General features: G+C 71.0%; 19 protein-coding genes and 1 pseudogene. 6 read left to right on the top strand and 14 right to left on the bottom strand.

What is annotated here, in order from left to right:
- Positions 1–334: 334 nt before the first annotated feature.
- The gene (locus tag QTI51_RS38810) at positions 335–2,965 is read right to left on the bottom strand and encodes an FtsX-like permease family protein (RefSeq protein ID WP_116914432.1); all 2,631 of its coding nucleotides are present in this window, start codon (positions 2,963–2,965) and stop codon (positions 335–337) included.
- A 94-nt stretch (positions 2,966–3,059) separates the two neighbouring features.
- On the opposite strand from QTI51_RS38810, the gene QTI51_RS38805 reads away from it, so the two are divergent.
- On the top strand, positions 3,060–4,541 hold the full coding sequence (locus QTI51_RS38805) for a serine hydrolase domain-containing protein (RefSeq protein WP_116914431.1): 1,482 nt from the start codon (positions 3,060–3,062) through the stop codon (positions 4,539–4,541).
- 36 nt (positions 4,542–4,577) lie between these two features.
- Here QTI51_RS38805 and QTI51_RS38800 read toward each other — a convergent pair whose 3' ends face one another.
- Both QTI51_RS38800 and ybiA read right to left on the bottom strand, forming a co-directional pair.
- Positions 4,578–5,477, bottom strand: coding sequence for an ADP-ribosylglycohydrolase family protein (locus tag QTI51_RS38800; protein WP_116914430.1), 900 nt, complete (start codon positions 5,475–5,477; stop codon positions 4,578–4,580).
- On the bottom strand, positions 5,474–6,106 hold the full coding sequence (ybiA, locus tag QTI51_RS38795; protein WP_116914429.1) for a riboflavin biosynthesis intermediates N-glycosidase: 633 nt from the start codon (positions 6,104–6,106) through the stop codon (positions 5,474–5,476). Before ybiA ends, QTI51_RS38800 begins: the two co-directional genes overlap by 4 nt.
- Before the next feature lie 181 nt (positions 6,107–6,287).
- Between ybiA and QTI51_RS38790 the strand changes: the two genes are divergently transcribed.
- Positions 6,288–6,941: an NUDIX hydrolase gene (locus QTI51_RS38790; RefSeq protein WP_286518432.1), complete on the top strand. Its 654-nt coding sequence runs from the start codon at positions 6,288–6,290 to the stop codon at positions 6,939–6,941.
- Between the two features lie 67 nt (positions 6,942–7,008).
- Here QTI51_RS38790 and QTI51_RS38785 read toward each other — a convergent pair whose 3' ends face one another.
- The 5 genes from QTI51_RS38785 to QTI51_RS38765 form a co-directional block, all read right to left on the bottom strand.
- The gene (locus QTI51_RS38785; protein ID WP_116914427.1) at positions 7,009–8,250 is read right to left on the bottom strand and encodes an RNA polymerase sigma factor; all 1,242 of its coding nucleotides are present in this window, start codon (positions 8,248–8,250) and stop codon (positions 7,009–7,011) included.
- The gene (locus QTI51_RS38780) at positions 8,247–8,615 is read right to left on the bottom strand and encodes a YciI family protein (protein ID WP_116914426.1); all 369 of its coding nucleotides are present in this window, start codon (positions 8,613–8,615) and stop codon (positions 8,247–8,249) included. Before QTI51_RS38780 ends, QTI51_RS38785 begins: the two co-directional genes overlap by 4 nt.
- A 171-nt stretch (positions 8,616–8,786) precedes the next feature.
- Positions 8,787–10,148, bottom strand: a complete 1,362-nt coding sequence (locus tag QTI51_RS38775) for an NAD(P)H-dependent oxidoreductase (protein ID WP_116914425.1) — start codon at positions 10,146–10,148, stop codon at positions 8,787–8,789.
- Between the two features lie 4 nt (positions 10,149–10,152).
- Positions 10,153–11,028, bottom strand: coding sequence for a phytanoyl-CoA dioxygenase family protein (locus tag QTI51_RS38770; RefSeq protein WP_116914424.1), 876 nt, complete (start codon positions 11,026–11,028; stop codon positions 10,153–10,155).
- Positions 11,025–11,738, bottom strand: a complete 714-nt coding sequence (locus QTI51_RS38765) for a GntR family transcriptional regulator (RefSeq protein WP_116914423.1) — start codon at positions 11,736–11,738, stop codon at positions 11,025–11,027. Before QTI51_RS38765 ends, QTI51_RS38770 begins: the two co-directional genes overlap by 4 nt.
- 118 nt (positions 11,739–11,856) lie before the next feature.
- Here QTI51_RS38765 and QTI51_RS38760 point away from each other — a divergent pair, with 118 nt between their 5' ends.
- Positions 11,857–12,822, top strand: a complete 966-nt coding sequence (locus QTI51_RS38760) for a threo-3-hydroxy-L-aspartate ammonia-lyase (protein ID WP_116914422.1) — start codon at positions 11,857–11,859, stop codon at positions 12,820–12,822.
- Between the two features lie 19 nt (positions 12,823–12,841).
- On the opposite strand, the gene QTI51_RS38755 is transcribed toward QTI51_RS38760, so the two are convergent.
- Genes QTI51_RS38755 through QTI51_RS38745 form a run of 3 tightly spaced genes read right to left on the bottom strand, consistent with a single transcriptional unit; the run spans position 12,842 to position 15,507 of the window.
- Complete coding sequence (locus tag QTI51_RS38755; protein ID WP_116914421.1) at positions 12,842–13,492, bottom strand: ABC transporter ATP-binding protein; 651 nt, start codon at positions 13,490–13,492, stop codon at positions 12,842–12,844.
- On the bottom strand, positions 13,489–14,562 hold the full coding sequence (gene miaA / locus QTI51_RS38750; protein WP_286518423.1) for a tRNA (adenosine(37)-N6)-dimethylallyltransferase MiaA: 1,074 nt from the start codon (positions 14,560–14,562) through the stop codon (positions 13,489–13,491). Before miaA ends, QTI51_RS38755 begins: the two co-directional genes overlap by 4 nt.
- Positions 14,563–14,613: 51 nt before the next feature.
- Positions 14,614–15,507, bottom strand: coding sequence for a helix-turn-helix domain-containing protein (locus QTI51_RS38745; protein WP_286518425.1), 894 nt, complete (start codon positions 15,505–15,507; stop codon positions 14,614–14,616).
- 247 nt (positions 15,508–15,754) lie between these two features.
- Between QTI51_RS38745 and QTI51_RS38740 the strand changes: the two genes are divergently transcribed.
- From QTI51_RS38740 to QTI51_RS38730, 3 genes are all read left to right on the top strand, one after another.
- Entirely contained in the window at positions 15,755–17,764 is a 2,010-nt protein-coding gene (locus QTI51_RS38740) for a TonB-dependent receptor (protein ID WP_116914418.1), read from the top strand.
- Positions 17,765–17,851: 87 nt separating this feature from the next.
- The gene (locus QTI51_RS38735) at positions 17,852–18,883 is read left to right on the top strand and encodes a methyltransferase (protein ID WP_286518428.1); all 1,032 of its coding nucleotides are present in this window, start codon (positions 17,852–17,854) and stop codon (positions 18,881–18,883) included.
- Entirely contained in the window at positions 18,880–20,109 is a 1,230-nt protein-coding gene (locus tag QTI51_RS38730) for an MFS transporter (RefSeq protein WP_286518429.1), read from the top strand. The genes QTI51_RS38735 and QTI51_RS38730 overlap by 4 nt, the downstream gene beginning before the upstream one ends.
- A gap of 31 nt (positions 20,110–20,140) precedes the next feature.
- Here the strand turns inward: QTI51_RS38730 and QTI51_RS38725 are convergent, their stop codons facing one another.
- The 3 genes and pseudogenes from QTI51_RS38725 to QTI51_RS38715 form a co-directional block, all read right to left on the bottom strand.
- Positions 20,141–21,115, bottom strand: coding sequence for an alpha/beta hydrolase (locus QTI51_RS38725; protein ID WP_286518435.1), 975 nt, complete (start codon positions 21,113–21,115; stop codon positions 20,141–20,143).
- Between the two features lie 190 nt (positions 21,116–21,305).
- Positions 21,306–23,231, bottom strand: a complete 1,926-nt coding sequence (gene mutL / locus QTI51_RS38720; protein WP_116914433.1) for a DNA mismatch repair endonuclease MutL — start codon at positions 23,229–23,231, stop codon at positions 21,306–21,308.
- Between the two features lie 85 nt (positions 23,232–23,316).
- Positions 23,317–23,497, bottom strand: a pseudogene (locus QTI51_RS38715) (dienelactone hydrolase family protein); the annotation flags it as partial.

The following is a 23,497-nucleotide window of genomic DNA, read 5'->3' as shown; positions in this document are numbered from 1 at the left end:
CACTCCGGCGCAAGTCCTCTTCGAAGACTGTTTCAACCAGAATGTCGATATCCAACCCATCGTTGCACTTGGGATTTGAGGCCGCCAAGCAAAGAAAAGGCGACCCCACTGGCTGCGTCCCTCCGCTTCGCTGCGGGCAACCTGCGGTGCTCACGTTTCGCGGGGTCTCGCCCAAACTCGCTTCGCTCAAACAAGGGCGAGCCCTGATCCGCGAAACGCTGCGCTCCTCGGCGCAGCCAGAGGGGCGGGGGAACCGGACGGGCCATTGCTTCGCTCGGCCTGGGGCGCTGCAGGCGCTTCGCTTCTGCGGCGCTGGGGCTGTGCCGTTGGGCGTTTACCAGTCTTCTTTCACCGCCAGCACCGCGTCCTTGCCTGCGGCGGCCCTGCCGGCCAGCCATGCCGTGACGGTGCCTGCGGCCACCACGGCGGCACACAGCACCACCAGGCGCTCCCACGGCACGAGCAGGTCCATGCTCCAGTGGAAGCTCTGCGGGTTCACCACCTTCACCAGCACCACCGACACGGCCAGCCCCAGCCCCAGGCCGGCCACGGCGCCGATGGCGGTCCACGCGGCGCCTTCGCCGGCCACCACGGCCAGCACCTGGCGACGGGTGAAGCCCAGGTGCGCGAGCAGGCCGAATTCCTTGCGCCGGGCCAGCACCTGGGCGCTGAAGCTGGCGGCAATGCCGAACAGGCCGATGGCAATGGCCACGGCCTGCAACCAATAGGTGACGGCAAAGCTGCGGTCGAAGATGCGCAGCGAGGTCACGCGGATCTGGCCGACAGACGCGATCTCCACCGACTCGGCGGAACCGCCGCCCTGGCGCGCGGCCAGCGCACGCACCGCCGCCTGCACCTCGCCCTCGGCGGCGCCAGGCGCGAGCCACACGGCCACGTCGCTCACGTTGCGCTCGCCGGTGATGCGCTCGTAGTCCCGCGCATCCATGGTGATGGCACCGAACTGCCGCGCGTAGTCGCGCCACACGCCGGCCACGAAGAAGCTGGGCTTTGCCTTTGCCGACGCCACGGCGCCCATCGCATCGGCCAGCGGCGCGAAGGTGGTGCCGGGCCGGGCGCCATACAGCTCCACCATCGGCTCGCTCACATAGATGCCGACCTGGCCTTCGGGCACGGCCAGGGCCGAACCGACCAGCGGCAGCGACTGCGTGGCGCCGCCTTCCAGGCTGCGCGCAATGAGCGCCACGGCCGGGCGGGTGGCGTCGAGCTGCAGCGACTGGGTGCGCAGGGTGCCGGTGCGCGCCACGCCGGGCAACTGCGCCAGCGCCTGCACGAAGGCGGGGGGAAAGGTGGCGGTGTCGGTGCTGTTGCCGCCGCCGCTGTTGCTGCCGCGCCCGCCCGAGGTGGCGCGCACGTACAGGTCGGCGGGCAGCACGACGTCGAGCCACTGCGTCACCGAATCTCTGAAGCTCGCGACCATCACGGTGAGGGCCACGGCCAGGCTCAGGCTGGCGACCACGCCGCTGACGGCCACGGCCGCGGTGCCGCGCATGCGCCGCGCGCGCTCCACGGCCAGCATGGGCAGCACACGCTGCGCGAACAGGGGCGCGATGCGGTCGTACAGCAGCGCAATCAGCCAGGGCAGGGCGGTGATGCCGCCCACCAGCAGGCAGGCCACCGACAAGTACGCCGCCACCGGAATGCCGCCGATGGCCGGCACCTTGGCCAGCGCGCCGCCCAGCGCGATCAACGCCAGCGCCAGCCAGTGGCCGTTGCTCTGCACCGGCGCGGCGCCCAGGCCCTTGAGCGTCTGCGCCTCGGGCAGCGCCTGCGCCGCGCGCGCGGGCCACCAGCCGCCGACCAGGGCGGCGGCCACGCCCAGCCCACCGTAGAGCAGGGCCGCGCTGGCGCTCCAGTGCAGCGTGGGCGCCACGCCTTCGAAGTAGCCGCCGCCCAGGTCGCCGCCCAGCACCTTCAGCGCGAAGGCCGCCAGCGCGGTGCCCAGCGCCAGGCCGGCCAGGCTGCCGATGAGGCCCAGCACCAGCGATTCGGTGAGCACCAGCCGCAGCCGCTCGCGCGGGGTGAGGCCCAGCACGCCGAGCAGCGCGAACTGCTGCGCGCGCTTGGCCACGCTGAGCGCCAGCACCGAGAACACCAGGAAGGCGCCGGTGAACAGCGCCACCAGCGCCAGCACGGTGAGGTTGACGCGGTAGGCGCGCGACAGGTTGCTCACGCGCTCGGCCGCGTCACCCGGCTCGGCGAACTGCACGCCCGCGGGCCAGTCGGGCGACTTCTGCAGCGCGGCGGTGAAGGCGGCGCGGTCGGTGCCGGGCGCCAGCCGCAGGTCGATGCGGCTGAGGCGGCCGCCCTGGTCGAACAGGTCTTGCGCGGCGGCGATGTCCATCACCGCGAGCGCCGTGCCGCCGGCCGCGACATGGCCGGCCACGGCCAGCTGGCGCCACGCGTCGCCGCTGCGCAACTGCACGGTTTCCCGGCTGCCGGCGGGCGCTTCGGCCGGCAGGCCCAGCGCGGTGCGCGCGGCGGCGTTGAGAAACACCTGGCCGGGCGCGAACAGCGCGAAGCGGTCGGCGCCGGGCGCGGCTTGCGGCATGAGCGCGGGCGCGATGGTGGGCAGCACTAGGGCGTCGATGCCGATGACGCGCATGGGCACCTGGCTGTCGCCGGTCGAACGACCAGGCTTGCCATCACCCGCCAGCGCCAACCCCTGGAACTCCACCACAGGGCTCGCCAGCGTCACCTGCGGGTGCTTGGCCAGCCGCGCGAACACCGCCTCGTCGAAGCCGCCCTGCACGGCGCGCACCTCGAGGTCGGGCTGGCCGTTCACCGAGCGCACGGCGCTGGAGAATTCGTCGAGCGCGGAGGCATTGATCAGCTGCACCGAGAAGGCCAGCGCCACGCCCAGCATCACGGCCAGCACGGCCGCCGCGTTGCGCCAGGGGTGGTGTCGGAGTTCCTGCCAGGAGAAGGTGGTGAGCAGTGCGCGCATGCGCCGATTGTGGCGGCGCGCGAAAGCCTGCACGGCCGCCAGCCCAGCCGTGGCACCATGGCGCCTCTTCGACCGACGCCTGAGGTACCCGACGATGCGGCTTTTGCCCCGTGCCCTGTCCCGCCATTGGCTCGCCGCCTGGCTCCTCGCGCCGCTGCTGGTGGGCGCCGCCGCCGCCCAGACGTCCCAGCAACCGCAGCAAGCTCAGCCTCCTCAGTCTCCTCAACCCCCGCAACCGCTCACGCTGGCCAGCGACCCGCTGGTGCTCGCCAGGGCCGCCCTCGGCGCCGAGCGCGGCACGCTGGTGGTCGGCACGCTGCGCGGCGGCCAGGCCGCCTACGGCGCGGCCTACAACCCCGAGCCGCCCACGCCGCCGCGCGCCCTCGCGGCCAACAGCGCGGAGCAGCCGATGTTCGAGATCGGCTCGGTCACCAAGGTGTTCACCGGCCTGCTGCTGGCGCAGTCGGTGGAGCGCGGCGACGTGAAGCTGGACGACACCGTGGGCAAGCTGCTTGCGGGCAAGGCCGATGTGCCGCAGCAGCCGTTGCCGCCCGCCGTGGCCTCGGTCACGCTGCGCCAGCTGGTCACGCACACCGGCTGCATGCCCGTGATGGCCGACGGCGTGACCGGCGGCGCGCCGCTGGCCGAGCAGTTCCGCAGCTTCGACAAGCCCATGTTCTGGGCCGCGCTCGCGCGCATCAAGCTCACGGCCGCGGCGCCGCCGTGCGAGGCCGCGTACAGCAACTTCGGCATGGCGCTGCTGGGCCAGCTGCTGGCCGAGCGCTACGGCACCTCGTGGGGCGAGCTGGTGCGCGCGCGCATCACCGAGCCGCTGGGCATGAACGACACCGTGATCTTTCTCGGCGACAAGGCCTCGCGCATGGCCCCGGCCTTTGCCGGCGACCGCCGCCAGCCGCTGTTCGACATGCAGGCCTACGCGCCGGCCAGCGCGCTGCGCTCCACCGCCGCCGACATGCTGACCTTCAGCCGCGCCGTGCTGGCCGGCGCCAACGGCCCGCTGGGCCCGGCGGCCGTGCGCATGCTCACGCCGCTGGCGCGCTACGAGGGCGCGGAGATCGGCTACGCGGTGATGGTGCGCGGCCCCGAGGGCGGGCGCCGCACCTACTGGCACGCCGGCCTCACCGAGGGCTACCGCACGCTGTGGCTGCTGGCGCCCGACACCGGCGAGGCCATCGTCGTGCTCAGCAGCAACGCGCGCGCGCCGATGCAGTCGGTGATGCTGGCCATCGGCAAGAGCCGCTACCCCGTGTCCACCGTCGAGGTGCCCATCGATGCGAAGCGGCTGGACGACTACAAGGGCGAATACCGCGTCAGCCGAACCCAGGCGCTGAGCTTCACGGTGCGCGGTGGCCGGCTGCTGGTGCGCGAGACGGGGCGCGGCTACAACGCGCTCACGCCCACCGGGCCCGACCGCTTCGCCGTGGCCGGCATCGGCGCGCAGCTGGTGTTCCGGCGCGACGCGGGCAACGTGGTGGTGGGCGTGACGCTGGCGCAGGGCGGCAGCCAGCTCGACGCGCGGCGCGTGGGGGAAGCGGTCGCCGTGCCGCAGGAGTAGGCAAAGGCTTCTGCTGCGGCCGGCGCCTTCAGCGCGTCAGCGCGTCATCGCGAGCAGGCGCCCGGCCAGTTGCGCGATCTCGTCTCGCATCACCAGCTTGTCCAGCCAGTGCGCGGGAATGCCGCCCACGCCGTAGAACGCGCCTGCCAGCTGGCCGCAGATGGCGGCGGTGGTGTCGGCGTCGTCGCCCAGGTTGGTGGCGGCCAGCACGGCTTCTTCGAAAGACTGCGTGTGCGCGAAGCACCACAGCGCCGCCTCCAGCGACTCGACGCAATAGCCCGAACCCTTGATGCGCTCGCGCGGCTTCGTCGCGTAGTCGCCGCGTGCCAGCGCCGCGACCTTCTCACTCAACACGGCGAGCGGTGCGGTGGCAAGAATGGCCGCCTTGCTCTCGCCGAGCAGGGCCGCGCGCAGCTGCAGCGCGAAGAGCTGCGAGCACGCGATGGCCTCCTGCGCGCCGTGCGTGGTGCGCGTGCTGTCGCCGGCCTGCTGCCAGGTGGCCTGCGCGCTCGGCGCGAAGAACATGGGCACGGGCGCCAACCGCATCAGCGCGCCGTTGCCCGCCGTGCGCGGGTCGGGGTCGGCCGCGAACGGATCGCCCGAGGCCAGGAAGCGGGTGAGGGCGCCCGACACCGTGACGCCGATGTCGAAGCAGTTGCCGGTGCTGCTCATGTAGCCCACGCTGCGCCAGTTGCAGTAGCGGTTCATCTGGTCGACGGCGTCGAAGCCCTCGCGGTGCACCAGGCTGGCGGCCAGGCACAGCGCCATCGATGTGTCGTCGGTCCACTCACCGGCGACCAGCCCGAAGGGCCCGCCGCCGACCATGTCGGTTACTGGCTCGAAGCTGTCGCGCGTGCGGAACTCGACCGTGGTGCCCACGGCGTCGCCGCAGGCCAGCCCGAGCAGGCAACCTTCATAGCGTTCGAGCGGGCTCATTGCGACTGCCCCGGCGTATCCAGAACGTCGGGCGCGGCCTTGAGCGCATCGCGCGCCGCCATCAGCGCGAAGCCCAGCAGGTTGAGCCCGCGCCACGCGCGCGGGTCTTGCGCCGCGGGGTCGGTGGCCGCCAGGCCGATGCCCCAGATGGGGTCGACCGGGCTGGCCTCCACCAGCACCTGATGCCCCGTGCCGAGCAGGAAGGCGCCGAGCGCCGGGTTCTGCGCGAACTTGGCGATGTTGCCCTGCGTCACGATGTCCAGCCGCGCCGCGACCCACGCCGCCTCGTCGAAACCACCGATCTCGCGGCCCAGCTTCTTCGCCTCGCCCGGCGTGCGCGCCGCAAGGATGCGCTCGCAGGTCGCCGTATCGTCGAACAGGCGCGCCTTGCCGGCCATCATGAAATGCTCGGCCGTGCGGTACCTGATGCCGTCGAGCTTGAACCCGGCCTCGAACCATTGGCTGAAGCAGCTCTTGTTCACGCCGGCCTTAGGCGCCTGGTGGCCCCAGAACAGCAGGTACTCGGGGCGGTGGCCCTGCGCGAAGTAGGCGGGCAGGTCGCGGGTGCTGCGCGGGGTGGCGGTAGCAGTATTGATGATGGTGGCGGCGCTGATGTTGTTGTTCGTCATTTGTTTTTCTCCCTTCCTGGCGTGTGACAGCCTGACATTGTTTGAGAGTTGTCCAGTACAACTAATCAAGGGTTGTATAGTACAACTAACAAATCCGGAGTCAAGTCTTCCCGTGAAAACACCTTCGTCGAACTTTCCCCCGCTGACCTTTCCGCGCCCGCTGGTCACGGTCGACGTGGTGATGTTCACCGTGCTCGGCGACGCGCTGCAGGTGCTGCTGGTGAAGCGCGCCGCGGACACCGACGAGCCGTTCCCCGGCAAGTGGGCCTTGCCGGGCGGCTTCGTGAACATCGACGAAGACGCCACCCTGCTAGGCTGCGCGCTGCGCAAGCTCAGCGAAAAGACCGGCGTGGTAACCCCCTATCTGGAGCAGCTCGGAAGCTGGGGCGGCGCGCAGCGCGACCCGCGGGGCTGGTCGACCACGCACTGCTTCTATGCGCTGATTCCCGCGCAGGCCATGCAGCTGCGCAGCGGCGCCAACGCGGCCGAGGTGGCGTGGTTCGAAGTCGATGCCGCCGCGCGCAAGCGGCTGGCCTTCGACCACGGCGAGCTGCTCGAGGCGGCCGTCGCGCGGCTGCGCAGCAAGGTCGAATACACCTCGCTGCCGGCCTTTCTGCTCGAGGAGCCCTTCACGCTGCCGGCGCTGCAGCACACCTACGAGGTGGTGCTGGGCCGCGACATCGACAAGAGCGCGTTCCGCAAGCGCATGCTCGACGGCGACTTCATGGAAGAAGCGGGCATGGTCACCGGCACGCTGGGCCGGCCGGCCATGAGCTACCGGTTGCGCGACCGGTCGCAGGCGGCGCTGTTTCCGCGCACCTTCAACGCGCGTTGAAGTTCGTATTTCTCAACGCACGTTGAAGTTTGTGTTTTTCAACGCACGTTGAAGCCAGCGCCCCGTCTCAAAGCCGCTGCTGCATCGCGTCGAGATACGTCCGCACCACCGCGCTGGTGCTCAGCCCGATCGCGCGGTCGTAGGCCTGCCGCGCGGCGGCGCGCGCACCGCCGGCCGCCAGCAGGTGCGCGCGTGCCGCCCAGAACGGTTGGTAGCTGGCCACCTCGTCCGCCGGAATCGCATCGAGCGCCTGCAGGCCCGTTTCGGGCCCGCGTGCATTGGCCAATGCGCAGGCCAGGCTCACCTGCGCGCCGATGCTCGGGCGCAGCGCCAGCAGGCCTTCGTACAGCGACACCAGTGTTTCGGGCGGCACGGGTGCGCCGGCGCGGCGCTCGCAGTGCGCCGACTGGATGGCGGCCTCCAGCTGGTAGGGGCCCAGCGACGCCAGCGTGGAAGCCTGCCGCAGGTGGTGCTCGGCCTCGGCCAGCAGCTCGTGGTTCCAGCGCGTGATGTCCTGCTGGTCGAGCGGCACGTAGGCGCCGGTGTCGCTGCGGCGCGCGGCCAGGCGGGCATCGCAGAACAGCATGAGCGCCAGCAGGCCGAGCGGCTCGGGCTCGTTCGGCATCAGCCCGCACAGGATGCGGCACAGGTCGATGGCTTCGCCGGTGAGCCCGCGGGGCAGGGCGTCGGCGCCGTCCACGTCGTCCCAGCCGGTGCCGTAGGCGGCATAGATGCCGTCGAGCACGTCGCGCAGGCGGTGCGGCAGCTCACGCGCCTGCGGGTATTCGAAGGGCACGCCGGCCGCGCGGATGCGCGCCTTGGCACGCACCAGCCGCTGGGCCAGCGTGGAAGGCGATGTGAGAAAGGCGCCCGCCATGCGCGCCGCGTCGATGCCGAGCACGGTCTGCAGCATCAGCGGTGCGCGTGCCGGCGCATCGATGGCCGGGTGCGCGCACACGAAGAGCAGGCGCAGCCGCTCGTCGGGCACGGCGGCGCCGTCGTGGCCGTGCGCGGTCCCGTCATCGACCTCGCCCGCCAGCAGCATCAGCGTCTGCGTGGCCTTGTCCTGCACGCGGGTGTGGCGCCAGGCGTCGAGCTTGCGGTGGCGCGCCACGCTCAGCAGCCAGGCATCGGCCTGCCGCGGAATGCCGTCGGCGGGCCAGCGCTCGAGCGCGCGCGCGAAGGCGTCGGACAGCGCGTCTTCAGAGGCGGCGATGTCGTGCGTGCGCGCCGACAGAATGGCCAGCAACCGCCCGTACGAATCGCGCGCCGCGCGCTCGGCGGCCTGGTGCGCCGCCGGGCCGCTCATGCCGCGGCGGCCATGGCGGTGGCGGTGAACACGGGGCGCACCTCCACGCCGCCGGTGGTGGCGCAGGGCGCGCGCTCGGCCCATTCGAGCGCGGCGTCCAGGTCGGCCACCTCGATCACGAAGTAGCCGCCGAGCTGCTCCTTGGTGTCGGCGAAGGGGCCGTCCTGCACCTGGCGCTTGTCGCCGCGCACGCGCAGCGTGGTGCCGGTCAGGGGCGGCAACAGGCCGTGGCCGCCCAGCGAAATGCCCGCGCGGCGCACGGCGTCGGCATAGGCCATCCAGCTGGCGCGGTAGGCCCGTGAAGAGGCGTCGTCGCGTTGTTCGAACTCGGACGCGGGCTGATAGAACATCAACATGTACTGCATGGTGTCTCTCCGTCATGGAAGAAGCTGCTGAGCAGGATCGCTCACCACAATGACGGCCCGCCGGCGGCCATTTCGACACGGGGGCGCCGTGCCGAGCAGAATATTCTTGACCTTAAGGCGCCGCGGCGCAATGCATCGTTTCGCGCTCGGTTCAGCAAGCGTTCAGCCGGTTCAAGCCGCCCGGGCCTGCACCGAAGGCGCGAACATCGCCTCCATCTCGTTGCGCAGCTTGTACGCCGCGGTGCCGGTGTCGATGGCCACGTCGGCCCATGCCAGGCTCTGGCCCTTCTTCACCGGACGCACCAGCTTCACGTTGTGCGCCAGCCCCAGCGGCAGGCCGCCCAGGCGCAGCGAGCATTCGGCCGGCAGCAGCTTGCCCCACACGGTGTAGCCGCCTTCGCCGTCGAGCATTTCGCCCGCGGCCAGGTCGCGCTTGGCGGTGGCGACCACGTCGGCGTTCCAGCAGGTGGCCACGCCGGTGGGCTCGCCGCGCAGCGCCACGCTGGCCACCGACATGCCCACCTCCAGCCCGATGAGGTGCCAGCGCTTGTACAGCGTGAAGTAGCGCCCGCTCGGGTCGGTGTGGGCGTTGTATTCCTCGAAGCAGTTCCTGATGTAGTCGGTCTCGGCCTCCACCGTGACCCACACGCCCATGCGGATGTCGTACGGGATCTTGCGGCCGTCGGCCTCCAGGGAAGACACCACCTCGACCATGCCCTTGCGCTCCAGCACGCCGCCCTCGCTCTTCGGGCGCGTGACGAAGGGAATGTCTTCCACGCTCGCGGGCGGGTAGAGCAGGCCGTCCGACGGCACGGTGAGGCCGGTGGCGTTGGCCACGGCCGAGCTTTCGATGGAGGGCTTGGAGCCGTCCAGAAAGCTGTTGAACATCTTCGGGTTGAGGCCGCCGCGCTTCGCCTGCTCGGGCGTGAGGCCGTAGTTGCCCCACACCGTCCCGGGCGTCGATTCGGTGAAGTGCGGCAGCCACTTGTGGCCGCGCCCGGCCGCCACCACCGGAAAGCCGCAGGTGCGCGCCCAGTCGACCAGGTCGCAGATCAGCGCGGGCTGGTCGCCGAAGGCCAGCGAATAGACCACGCCGGCCTGCCGCGCCCGGTGCGCCAGCAGCGGGCCGCAGAAGGCGTCGGCCTCCACCGTCACGTTCACCACGTGCTTGCCGTGCGCGAAGGCGTCCAGGCAATGGTCGACCGCGGCAATGGGGTTGCCGGTGCACTCGACCACGATGTCGATGGAGGGCTCGCGCGTCACGGCCTGCCAGTCGTCGGTGATCCAGGTGGTGCCGTGCTTCAGTGCCTCCTGCACCGAGCCGGCGGCGGCGCGTTCGGGCTGCCAGCCCACGCGCGCGAGGTTGACGCGCGCCGCGTCGGGCGACAGGTCGGCAATGGCCACCAGCTGCACGCCGGGCGTGCGCGGAATCTGCGCGAGGTACATGGCGCCGAACTTGCCGGCGCCGATCAGGCCGATGCGAATGGGCCGGCCTTCGGCGGCGCGTTGTTGCAGGCGGGCGTAGAGGCTCATGGGGTCAGGCCTCCACTTCGTCGATGACATCGAGCGACGTCTTCAGCGCGCTCTCGGGCAGGCCGTGCTTCCACGGCACCTCGACCGGGCAGGGCGCGAGCAGGCAGTCGTCGGGCAGCATCGCGATGGGCGTGAAGTCGCGGTGCGCGATGTATTCGGGGCGCTTGTGGCGGCGGATGTGGTTGCTGACCGCGCACAGGCTCAGGTACACGGCCACGCGGTTGAATGGCGACAGGTTGCTGCCCGAGGCATGCACCAGGCAGCTGTGGAACAGGATCATCGAGCCCGCCGGCCCCTTGGGCGAAACGATGCCGCCGTGCTTGCCGCCGGCGCGCTCCACCAGCTGCGCGATGAGCGCGTTGTCCACCGTCCACAGCGGGTAGCTGGTGGTGGTGAGGTCGTGCCTGGCATCGACCACGCCCTTGCGGTGGCTGCCCGGAATGAACATCAGCGGGCCGTTGTGCTCGCTCACGTCGTCCAGGAAGATGGCCACGTTCATCGCGCGCTCGGTGGGCATCAGGTCGTCGTTGAGCCAGGTGCCGTAGTCCTGGTGCCACTGCCACACCTGGCCCTCGAAGGCCATCTTTCCGTTGATCTTGAACTGGTGCATGTAGACCTCTTCGTCGAACAGGTCCATCACCGGGCCCACCATGCGCGGGTGGCGCGCCAGCCGCGCGAAGGGCTCGCTGACCAGGTGCGCGGCAAAGTTGGTGCGCACCGCGTCCGAGCCTTTCTCGCGCACGTTGAAGGCCTCGCGCCGGGCGTACAGCTCGGGCACCGCGTCGGTCAGCACGCGGGTTTCGTCGGCCGAGAAGTGGCCGGGGAAGAACAGGTAGCCGTCGCGCTCGAACTGCGCGCGTTGCTCGGGGGTCAGCTTCATGCCTTGTCTCCTTTGGTCTTCGGTGGGGTGATCGGTGCGCGGGCGCCGCCGCGCGACAGCTGCGCGAGCCGCTCGCCCAGGGCCTGGCTGGCCTGCGAGACGTGTTCCTCGCTCAGCCGCGCGGCGCGCTCGGCGTCGCCGGCGGCAATGGCCGCGGCAATGGCCTCGTGCTCGTCCCACAGCGACTCGCGCTGCGGCTCGGCCTGCAGCACCGCGCCCATGGCCCGGCGCAGGTGGCGCCAGTGCGGGTCGGCGCTCTGGCCGATCAGCGGGTTGCCCGAGGCGGCGTAGATGGCCTGGTGGAAGGCGACGTCGGCGTCGAGCATGGCCTCCACGTTGCGCCCGCGCGCGGCGCGCCGGCCGCGCTCCATGAGCTTGGGGTCGATGCGAAAACACAGTTGCGCCGCCAGCCGCGCGGCCAGCGCGTCGAGCGCGCCGCGCACCTGGTAGACCTTGCGCATCGCCTCGGCCTCCAGCGGCGCCACCAGCACGCCGCGGCCCGGCGCGTCCCGCACGAAGCCGTCTTTCTTCAGCAGCCGCAGCGCCTGCAGCACGGGCTGGCGCGACACCGACAGCCGCTGCGCGATGTCTTCCTGCGTGATGCGCTCGCCCGGCGCGAGCGTGCCGCTGCTGATGGCGCCGAGCAGGGCGCGGTAGACCTGGTCGACGAGGTCGGGCGCGACCTCGATGCTGACGAGCTGGGCGGGCATGGCAGACCTTTTTTCTGAACTCTGTATACAGAGTACGAACATTGCCGCCGCCGTGCGTACCGGGTTTTTACCCATCGGGACTGCAAAAATTTGCAAGCCGCCGCTAAGCTCTGGCCCCATGCAACTACCTACCTACGACGACGTCACCGCCGCGGCCGCGCGGCTCGAAGGCCATGCCCACCGCACGCCGGTGCTGCAATCGACCACCGCCAACGAGCGCTGGGGCGCGCAGTTCTTCTTCAAGTGCGAGAACTTCCAGCGCATGGGCGCGTTCAAGTTCCGTGGTGCGTTCAATGCGCTGTCGAAGTTCGAAGCCGCGCAGCGCAAGGGCGGCGTCATCGCCTTCTCTTCAGGCAACCACGCGCAGGCGATTGCGCTGTCGGCGCGGCTGCTGTCGATGCCGGCCGTCATCGTCATGCCCAAGGACGCACCGGCCGCCAAGGTGGCCGCCACCAAGGGCTACGGCGCCGAAGTGGTGATGTACGACCGCTTCACCGAAGACCGCGAGGCACTCACGAAGCGGCTCGCGCAGGAACGCGGCATGACGATGATTCCGCCCTACGACCATCCCGACGTGCTCTCGGGCCAGGGCACGGCGGTGAAAGAGCTGATCGAGGAGACCGGGCCGCTGGACCACCTGTTCGTGTGCCTGGGCGGCGGCGGGCTGCTGTCGGGCTCTGCGCTGTCGGCGCGCGCGCTGTCGCCGGACTGCAAGGTCTACGGCGTCGAGCCCGAGGCGGGCAACGACGGCCAGCAGTCTTTCCGCACCGGAAAGATCGTGCACATCGAAACGCCCAAGACCATCGCCGATGGCGCGCAGACGCAGCACCTGGGGGAGTACACCTTCGGCATCATCCAGCGCGACGTGGACGACATCTTCACCGTGACCGACGCGCAGCTGGTCGATGCGATGGGCTTCTTCGCCGAGCGCATGAAGATGGTGGTGGAGCCCACCGGCTGCCTGGCCTTCGCGGGTGCCATCGCGGCCGGCAAGGCCATCGCGGGCCGGCGCGTGGGCATCGTGATCAGCGGCGGCAACGTCGACCTGTCGCGCTTCGCCGCGTTGATCGCGCCGCAGCAGTAGTCCGTTCAGGCGCCCAGGTTCACGGGCGGATGCCGCCGGCCGTCAGGTGCAGCAGGCGGTCTGCGCGGGCGGCGGCGCTTTCCGAGTGCGTCACCAGCACCAGCGAGGCGCCGTGCTCGCGGGTCTGGCCGATCAGCAGGTCCATCACCTTGGCGGCGGTCGTGGGGTCGAGGTTGCCGGTGGGCTCGTCGGCCAGCAGCAGGGCGGGGCGGTGCACCAGTGCACGGGCGATGGCCACGCGCTGCAACTGGCCGCCCGACAAGGTCTGCGGCAGCCGGCCGCCCATGCCGGGCAGGCCCACGGCGTCGAGCATGGTCGCCACGCGGCCCTGGTCTTTCTGCTGGCCGAGCAGCATCAGCGGCAGCGACACGTTCTGCGCCACGTCCAGGTGCGGCAGCACATGGAAGGCCTGGAACACGAAACCCACGTGGCGCCGCCGCCAGAGCGCGCAGGCTTCGCCGTCGAGCGCGCCGATGTCGGTGCCGTCGTGCACCACCGTGCCCTGGTCCCAGCTGTCGAGGCCGGCCATGCAGTTCAGCAGCGTCGACTTGCCCACGCCCGACTCCCCCACGATGGCGACGAACTCGCCGGGCTCGACGGCCAGTGTCACGTTCTCGAACACGGGCACATCACCGTAGTGCTTGCCGAGGTTGGTAATGCGCAGCGTCATCCGGGGTGGGTGGTCTTGTAGATCAGTTGAACGGCGGTTTGCACCGCGTCGGGCGCGTCGCAGGCGACGACGGTGCGCTGCGGCATGCTGCGCAGCCACGTCACCTGCCGCTTGGCGAGCTGGCGCGTGGCGGCGATGCCGCGCTCGCGCAGGTCGGCCATGGCCCTGGCGTCGGGCGCGGTGTTGCCGCAGGCGTCCAGCGTTTCCCAGGCCTGGCGGTAGCCGACGCAGCGCATCGAGGGCAGGTCGGTCGACAGGTCGCCGCGCGCGCGCAGGGCGCGCACTTCGTCCAGGAGGCCGCCCGCCAGCATGGCGTCGAAGCGCTCGGCGATGCGCGCGTGCAGCCAGGCGCGGTCGGCGGGCTCCAGCGAGAACAGCACGCCGCCTTCGACCGGCCTGGCCGTCTTGTTGTCGCTCGCGTGAAAGCTCGACAGCGGCTGCCCGCTGCTGGCCCACACCTCGAGCGCGCGCTGGATGCGCTGGCTGTCCTGCGGCGCGAGCCGCGCGGCGGTGATGGGGTCGATCAGCGCGAGCCGCGCATGCATGGCGGGCCAGCCCAGCGCGGCGGCTTCGGCGTCGATTTGCGCGCGCACGGTCGCGTCGGCCGCGGGCATGGCGTCGATGCCGTCGAACAGCGCCTTGAAATACAGCATGGTGCCGCCCACCAGCAGCGGCAGCGCGCCGCGCGCGCGGATCTCGCCGATGAGCCGCGTGGCATCGGCCACGAAGGCGGCGGCGTTGTAGCTCTCGCGCGCATCGAGGATGTCGATGAGGTGGTGCGGCACGGCGGCCTGCTCGGCGGCGGTGGGCTTGGCGGTGCCGATGTCCATGCCGCGGTAGACCAGGGCGGAGTCGACCGAGATGATTTCCACCGGCTGCAGTCGCGCCAGGGCGAGCGCGGCGGCGGTCTTGCCGGAGGCGGTGGGGCCCGCGAGGGCGACGAAGCGCGGGGGGAGCTGGGGGGCTGGGGAAAGCGGGGTGGAAGAAACGGTGAGAAGCGTGGTGGAAGTGGCTGCGCGTGGCGCTGCCGGGGGAGCGGCCTCGGCGGCCGGAACGAAGCTGGGAGACATGGTGCGCCGAGGGTAGCAAATGGCGCGGCCGCACGCCGGTTCAGGTCTTGCTCAGCGCTGGCGGCCGCGCACCGCCTTGGGCGCGCGGCCATGGAACCGGGTGAAGGCCGCGCTGAAGTTGGCCGGGTGCGCGTAGCCCACCTGCCAGCCGGTCTGCGCGACCTGCGCCCCGGCCTCCAGCAGCGCAAGGGCGCGCCGCATGCGCAGTTCGAGCAGCAGGCGGTAGGGGCTGGCACCGAACAGCTCGCGGCAGCCGCGCTGCAGCTTCGATTCGCCGAGCCCGACGCTGGCGCACAGGTAGGCCACGGTGAGCGGCGACTGCATCTGCGCCTGCATCAGGTCGCGTGCCTGTTCGAGCTTGCGGATGTCTTGCGGAGACAGCCTGCCGGCGGGCGTCGGCGTGGGCGCCTGCAGCGCGCGCATTTCTCCGGCCAGCAGGCTCAGTGCGTGGATGTGCAGGTCGAGCGGGTTCTGAATCGGTTGCGCGCTGCGCCGGCCCAGCGCGGCCGCATGCGCGGCGCTGGCGGCGCTGGTGCGCCCGAAGGCCAGCGGGCGCAGCCCGGCGTCGGGCAGCAGGCGGTGGCGGCCTTGCTCGCCGAAGTAGCGCACCACCGTGTCTTCGTCGACCAGCAGGCGCAATTGCGCCACCGACTCGTTGGCCTTGTAGCGCCGCTCGCCGACGCTGTCGCGCGCGGCCGATACGGTGGTGAAGCCCGCGCTGAATGCCAGCCGTTCCCCGCCTTGCGACTCATAGCCCGAGTCGCCCTGCAGCGCGAAGGTGAGGATCAAACGGCGCGCGCCGTCCTGCTGCGCGCTGTGCTCGGCCAGGTCGCGCCGCGGTAGGTAGCGCGAGCGCACCACGGCCAGCCCTTGGTCGATGTCGAGCCGCTCGGCATGGCAATCGCCCACCGTGTCGGGCAGCTGCAGGCGCGACCAGCCCGCCACGCCGGAAGGGGCGGCGTGGGCTTCGGTGGCGGCGATGCGGAAGGCGATGGCGAGGCTCGTTCGCAGGCGAACGGAAGGGGCGGGAAATGGATGGAAAGGGCGAATGCATATGAAACGGACCGGAATGCATTCGAACTCAGATGATAGTCATTCTTGTTTGGAAATACGCTGGGGCAAGCGTCGCGCCAAGGCTTCGAAGGCCTTTCGCTCCTCACCTCTTCTCTTCTCTTCTTGGCGATTTCCAACCATGGCTTCCTTGCTTTTCTGTTCCCGCGCGCGTGCCGCCTGGGCCTCTCCGCTTCTCTGCGCACTGTGCGGCACGGCGGCCGCGCAGGCGCCCGAGCTGCCGTCGATCTCGGTCACCGCCACCAAGCAGTCGCAGCCGCTCGATGCCGTGCCGGCCAGCGTGTCGGTGCTCGACGGCGACACGCTCGAGGCGCAGGGCGCCACCGGCTTGCAGACGCTGGAGCAGCTCACGCCCGGCCTGGGCTTCCAGCCCTTCGGGCAGGCCGGCGTGCTGTCGCCGGTGATGCGCGGGCTGAGCGCCAATTTCTTCAGCTTTTCTTCGTCCACGCTGCTGCTGCTCGACGGCGTGCCCACGCTGATGGCGCAGGGCTTCGACGACGCGCTGCTCGACGTCGAGCGCGTCGAGGTGCTGCGCGGGCCGCAGTCGACGCTGTACGGGCGCAATGCGGAGGCCGGCGTCATCGCCATCCATTCGCGCCAGCCGGGCAACGAACCGCGCACCAGCGTGGGCATGGAGGCGGGCAGCCGCGAGCGGCGCGCCTTGCGCTTCGCGCTGAGCCGTCCGCTGGTGCAGGACACGCTCTACGCCAGCATCGCGGCCAAAACCTCGCAGCAGCACGGCTTCATCCGCAACACCTACACCGGCCGCACCGAGGACGACCGCGAGCGCCGCGCGCTGCGTCTGGCGCTGCGCTGGACGCCCAGCGTGCGCACCGACGCCACGCTGCGCGTCGCCAGCCAGGACTACGACGACGGCGCCGCCCTGTGGGGCTCGCCCGGCGCGCAGCGCGCCACGGTGCGCTCGGGCACGGCCAGCTACAACCGGTCGGGCGGGCGAAGCCTGTCGCTCGACGTGACGCACAGCTTCGACAACGGCACGCGGCTGCGCTCGATCACCGCGCAAAACAACGTGAATGACCGCGTGCAGCAGGACACCGACTTTCAGCCCGCCGACCTGCTGCACATCGGCCGCGACCACCGCTTTCGCACGCTGTCGCAGGAGCTGCGGCTCGAAGGCCGGCTCGGCGACGCGCAGTGGCTCGCGGGCGTGTACCTCGACCGCGACGACCACGACCTGCGCAACACGCAGAAGCTGCCGCTGGCGTCGAGCATGTCGGCGGCCACGCTCGAAGGGCATTCGTCGGCGCTGTTCACGCACTGGTCGGTGCCGCTGGCGGGCGCGTGGTCGGTGTCGGCGGGTGCGCGCATCGAGCGCAACGCGGTGCGGTTCGCGGCGGGTGCAGGCGGCACAGCCAATGCGGGCCAGCGCGCCGACTGGACGCACTTCTCGCCCAAGCTCGCGCTGCAGTACCAGCTCGCGCCCACGCACCAGCTGTACACGAGCGTGTCCGACGGCTTTCGCGCGGGCGGCTTCAACGTCTTCGTGCCGGCGGCGCGCTATGCGGCCTACCAGCCGGAGAAGGTGCGCTCGCTGGAGTTCGGCGCCAAGGGCACCGTGGCCGGCCACCGGCTGCGCTATGCGGCCTCGGTGTACGCCATGCGCGTGAACGACATGCAGGTGCAGCAGATGCCGGTGCCCGGCACGGTGTACGTCACCAACGCCGCGTCGGCGCGCGCGAGCGGGGCGGAGCTGTCGCTCGACTACCTCTTCGGCCAGGGCTGGCAGCTGCGCGCCGGCCTGGCGCTGAACCGCACGCGCTTCGAGCGCTTTCGCGACGGCAGCGCCGTGTACGACGGCCACCGCAACCCGTTCGCGCCCGACGTCGACGGCCACCTGGGCCTGCGCTACGACGCGCCGAAGGGCTGGCATGCCCAGGCCACGCTGTCGGGCACCGGCAAGGTCTACCTCGACGCGGCCAACCGCTACAGCCGCAACGGCTACGGCCGGCTCGACCTGTCGGGCGGCTACACGCAGGGCCCGTGGGAGCTCACGGCCTACGTGCGCAACCTGGCCAACCGGCGCTACGACGCGGTGGGTTACCAGAACGGCATCGTCACCGTGTACAGCCCGCCGCGTGAAGTCGGCGTACGGCTGAACTGGCGGATGTGACGCATGCGGCATTCCTTTTTTCCTGACACCGCTTTGATGCGCACAGACGACATGACTTCTTCGCCACACCATCCCTTGCAACATCCCTTGCAACGCTACTGGGACATCGCCAGCGCCACCGTGCAGGCCGACGCACTGGCCGCCGCGCTGGAGCTCGGCGTGCCCGACGCGCTGCGCGAGCACGCCACCGCGCACGACACCGCGCAGCGCCTCGGCCTGCAGCCCGCGGCCACCGGGCCGCTGCTCGACCTGCTGTGGAGCCTCGACGTGCTCGACCGCACCGAGGCCGACGGCGGCGGCGTTCACCGCTACCGCGTGAGCGAAGGCGCGCGGCGTTTCCTGCTGGGCGACGGCGCGGCGTTTTGCGGCGACGCCTTGCTGTTTCGGCTGCGCAGCCTGCGCGCGGCGGGAGGCCGGTTGCACGGGCAATTGCTGGGAGGGGCGCAACTCAAAAAAGAAGCGCAGGCGGTGCCGCGGCCGCCTGCAGGCGCCGATTCCGACTGGGCCCAGGCCGCGCGCGTGCAGATCGGCCAGGAGCAGCGCGCGGTCAGCGTCGAGGCCGCGCTGCACGTGATGGCGCGCGTGCCCGAGGCGGCGCGCACGAAGCGCTGGCTCGACCTGGGCGGCGGCCCCGGCTGGATCGGCATCGCGCTGGCCAAGGCCTGGCCCGACTCGCAAGGCGTGGTGTTCGACGGGCCCGCCACGGCGGCGGTCGCCGGGGAGAACATTGCGCGCGAACAGCTCTCGCATCGCGTGCGCGCGGTGGGTGGCGACGTGGTGCGCGACGGCATCGGCGAGGGCTACGACCTGGTGTGGTGCTCGTCGGTGCTGCACTTCGTGCCCGACATCGACGCCCTGCTGTGCGTGGTGCTGGCGTCGCTGCGCCCCGGCGGCATCTTCGTCTGCGCGCATGCCGAGGTGGGCGCGTCGCGCGAGGGCGCCGCGGCGGTGCTGCCGTTCTACCTGCCGATGATGATGCTGGGCCGCCACGTGGGCGCTGCAGGGTCGGGCGAGGCCGCGTTGCAGCGCGTGGGTTTCGAATGCCTGCGGCGCTTTGCATCGACCGAATTTCCGATGGTGCCGCTGCAGGTGCTGGTGGCGCGCAGGCGGGCCGCATGAGCCGTTCGCCCATGTCCCGGCTGCGCGAGAACCTGCTGCAGTCGCTCTTCGCCGGGCTGAACCTGGCGCTCACCGCGCCCAGCGTCTACCTCTGGCTGGGCCTGCCGGTCGTGATGCGGCAGCACGGCTGGAGCGGGCTGGAAATCGGACTGTTCCAGCTCGCGGGCTTGCCGGCGGTTTTCAAGTTCGTGCTCGCGGTGCCGGTGGAGCGGCTGCGATTCAGCGGGGGGCACTACCGCGCGTGGGCCGTGCTGCTGTGCCTCGGCTTTGCCGCGGTGCTGGGCCTGCTGGCGCAGCGCGCGCTGCTGGCCGACCGGCTCGCGCTGTATGTGCTGGCCGTGGCGGCGGCGCTGATGTCGACGTGGGCCGACATTCCGGTCAATGCGCTGGCCATCCGCCTGCTGCCCGCCGCGGCGCGGGTGCGCGCGGGCGGGCTGCGTTCGGCGGCGCTGTCGCTGGGCGCCATCGTGGGCGGCGGGCTGATGCTGCTCGTGCAGGCGAAGTGGGGCTGGGCCGCACCGTTCTGGGTGATGGCGGGGCTGCTGGTGGCGGGCGTGCTGGCGCTGCTGTGCGTGAACGAAGGCGATGCCGCGGCTTCAACGCCGGTGCAGGGCGTGTCGAACGGCCGGGCGCGCGGCTATTTCGCGCAACCAGGCGCTGGAGCGTGGACGGTGCTGCTGCTGGCGTGCTTTCCCTTCATCGGCGCGGCGTGGTTCTTTTTGAAGCCGTTGCTGATCGACCGGGGCTTCGCGTTGCCGCAGGTGGCGTGGCTCGTGGGTGTCGGCGGCGGGCTGGTCGCGGCAGTGGCGAGCATGGTGGCCGCGGCGGTCATGCGCCGGGCCGGCGTGGAGCGCGCGGTGCCGGGTGTGGCGCTGCTGTGCTGTCTTTGCATCGCCTTGCTCGCGGCGCTGGTGGGCCTGCATGCGCCACCAGCGTGGCTGGCGGTGGGCGCGTTGCTGGTTGCGCTGGCGATGGGGGCGGCCGCGTCGCTGGCCTTCGGGCTGATGATGTTCTTCGCGCGCGACGGTCACCAGGCCGCGGACTATGGCCTGCAGGCCAGCCTGTTCGCGCTGAGCCGCCTGGTGGTGCCGGTGGCCGCGGGCTTCCTGCTGGACCGCACGGGCTATGCGGGCATGCTCGCCGGCCTGGCGGCGGCGATGGGTGGGGTGTTCGTGTTTGCGCTGGGCGCCCGCCGGGCCATCGGCCGCGGCGTGGCGGTCGGCTGAAGGGGCGGCGCGGCCCCAGTGCTCGCGGTGATCAGATGGCCGCGGGCACCGACGGCAGCACCTTCCCGCTCACGTCCTGCGGCGTGAGGGCGCCTGCAGCGGGCGGTGCGAGCTTGGGCGTCGGGCGCGGCACGCCGGCGTTGCTGGCGACCATGTTCTCCGGCTTCATGCGAAACAGCTGCGTGAGCGCCGAACGGTATTGCGTTTCACCGACCGAGTTGGTGTTGTGGTGCGAGCCGCCTTCCACCAGCACGAACAGCTTGGGCACGGTGGCCGCGTCGTACAGCTTGCGCCCCAGCGTGGGGTTGATCAGGCTGTCGGCGGTGCCGTGCACCACCAGCAGCGGCGCGCCGATGTCCTTGACCTTGTCGATGGCCTCGAAGCGCTGCGTGATGAAGGGGCCCAGCGGCAGCCAGCCCCACTTGAAGCTGGCGACCACGTCGGCGATGGAGCTGAAGGTGCTTTCCACGATGGTGCCGCTCTCGTCGTTCACGTGCGCCGCCAGGTCGATGCCGATGGCGCCGCCCAGCGAATGGCCGAAGATGTAGCGGTGCTGCTTGGGGTGGCGCGCAGCCAGCCAGGTCCAGGCGGCGCGGGCGTCCTCGCGGGCCGATTCCTCGGAGGGCAGGCCCTTGGAACTCTTCCCGAAACCGCGGTAGTCGATGGCCAGCACCGAGAAGCCCAGCTCGTGCATGCGCTGGATGCGCGGCGCCGAGCCGGCCACGTTGTAGCGCGCGCCGTGCAGGTAGAGCATGACGGGGGTGTCGGTGGTCTCGGGCGCGCCGCCCAGCCACAGGCCGTGCAGGCGGGCGGGCTCGCCGGTGAGCGAAGACTGGAAGTCGATCCACACGTCTTCCATGCCCTGGGTCATGGAGGCGGTGTTGCCCCAGCTGCGGTCGCTGGGCTGGAAGATCCACTCACGCTGTTGCGCGTCGAGCGTCGAGCAACCGGCGGCGAGCAGGGCGCAAAGCGAGAAGACAGACGCGAGGAGGGTCCAGCGTTTCATCATGGGGTTGAGGGACAGCGAAGTCGGCGGAAAAGTTCACCTGCTCTGACCGCCGTGCGCCGACATTGCACTTTGGTAACCCCCTCAAACAACGCTCGTTGGCGCTTCAGTGAACCTATGCAACGTGCGTGCCCGCCGCACGGATGACCGTCCAAAACCCTCGAAAACCCTGAAAAAAGCGCCGAAAACCCTATCGCCCGCGCATGAACAGCGAATCGAGCTCGCGAATGGACAGCTGGCGCCAGGTCGGGCGGCCGTGGTTGCACTGGTCCGAACGTTCTGTTGCTTCCATTTGGCGTAACAGTGCGTTCATCTCGTCCACGGTCAGTTTCCGGTTGGCCCGCACCGCCCCGTGGCAGGCCATGGTGGACAGCAATTCGTTCTGCGCGCGCTGCACCACGGTGCTGGCGTCGTGCTGGGCCAGCTCGGCCAGCACGCTGCGCGCCAGCTCCACCGGGTCGCCGTCGGCCAGCGTGCCGGGCACGGCGCGCACCGCGAGCGTGCGCGCCGAAAACGGCGTGATCTCCAGGCCCAGCGTGGGCAGCACGTCGGCGCAGGCCTCGGCCGTGGCCACTTCCTGGGGCGTGGCGGCGAAGGTGGCCGGAATGAGCAACGGCTGGCTGCTGATGGCGGCGCCGTCGAGCTGGGTCTTCAGGCGCTCGTAGACGATGCGCTCGTGCGCCGCGTGCATGTCCACGATGACCAGGCCCTGGCTGTTCTCGGCCAGGATGTAGATGCCCTGCAGCTGCGCCAGCGCCCGGCCCAGCGGCCAGGCCTGGTCGTTGGCCTGGAGGGCTGAGGCACCCGTACCGGGATTGGCGCCCAGGTTGGCGGGAGGGCTGAACGCGGCCGGCGCCGAGGCCGGGGAGGCGAACGAAGACGAGGACCACAGCGCGGGCCCGGCCTCCTGTACGAAGCCCGTGGAACCCGCGGGGCTCGTGCGCTGGGGCCACATGGCCTCCAGGTCGCCCGCGCCGCGTTCCTGCGCCACGAAATTCATGGCCGGCTGCGACCAGCCGGCGTTCGACGGCAGCTGGGTTTCCTTGAAGAAGGGTTGCTGCGCGGCCGATGGCACCACGGCGTCGCCGGCGCGCGGGGCGGCCAGGGCGTCTTCGATGGCGTGGCGCACCGCCTGGTGCACCTCGCGCCCGTCGCGAAAGCGCACTTCGATCTTGGTCGGGTGCACGTTCACGTCGACCCGCGCGGGGTCTATTTCGAGGTACAGCGCGTAGATCGGCTGGCGCTGGCCGTGCAGCACGTCTTCATAAGCGCTGCGCACCGCGTGCGACAGCACCTTGTCGCGCACGAAGCGGCCGTTGACATAGAAGAACTGCTGGTCGCCGCGCGAGCGGGCCGCGTCGGGAATGCCGGCGCGCCCGACCACGCGCACCGGGCCGTGGGTGCGCTCGACGGCCACGCTCTGCGTGACGAAGTCATCGCTCAGCGCGTCGGCCAGCCGCTGCTCGTGCGTGGAGGCGCCGCGCCACTGCTCGACCAGCTTGCCGTCGTGCCAGACCGAAAAGCCCACCTCGGGCCGCGCCAGCGCATGGCGGCGCACCGACTCGATGCAGTGGGCCAGCTCGGTGGCGTCGGTCTTCAGGAACTTGCGGCGCGCGGGCGTCGCGAAGAACAGCTCGCGCACCTCCACCGTGGTGCCGGTGGAGCGCGCCACGGGCCGCAGCTCGCCGGTGCGCCCGTCGAGTGAAAAAGCGGTGTCCGCGCCGGTGAAGCGCGACAGGATGCTGAGCTCGGCAATGGCGTTGATAGCGGCCAGCGCCTCGCCGCGAAAGCCCATGGTGCCGACCGTTTCCAGGTCGTTCAGGCTGGCGATCTTGCTGGTCGCGTGGCGGCGCAGGGCCACCGTGAGCTCTTCGCGTGGAATGCCCAGGCCGTCGTCTTCCACCGAAATCAGCCGCACGCCGCCCGAGGCGAGGCGCACGGTGATGTGGCTGGCGCCGGCATCCAGCGCGTTGTCCAGCAGCTCGCGCACCACCGAGGCGGGGCGCTCGACGACTTCACCGGCGGCGATCTGGCTGATCAGCTCGTCGGGAAGCTCGCGGATCGGACGGCGTTCGGTGGGGCTGCGGGGGATGCTGGGGGTGGGGAGGGCGCTCACGCTGGGCATTTTAGGAGCGCGACGAAGCCGGGCGCTGCGCAGGGCGTTGTTCACGGCGCCCCCCGCGCGCGGCGTTCCTTGCTCGTTACTTGAGCAGCGCGTTTGAAGGCAGCGTCTCGTCCAGCAGCTTGCGCGCGGTCTCGATGCCCGCCACTGGCAGCAGCTTGGGGTCGAGCAACCCGACCTGCACCAGCACGCTGGCCTGGTCCCAGTAGATGTGCTCGTGGTACAGCTTGTTGCCACGGAACTTGATGACCGCCAGCAGC

It is taken from the genome of Variovorax sp. J22G73 (genome assembly GCF_030317035.1).
Classification (GTDB): Bacteria; Pseudomonadota; Gammaproteobacteria; order Burkholderiales; family Burkholderiaceae_C; genus Variovorax.
The sequence above is the reverse complement of the archived record's forward strand: the minus strand, read 5'-3'. Positions and strand labels throughout refer to the sequence as shown.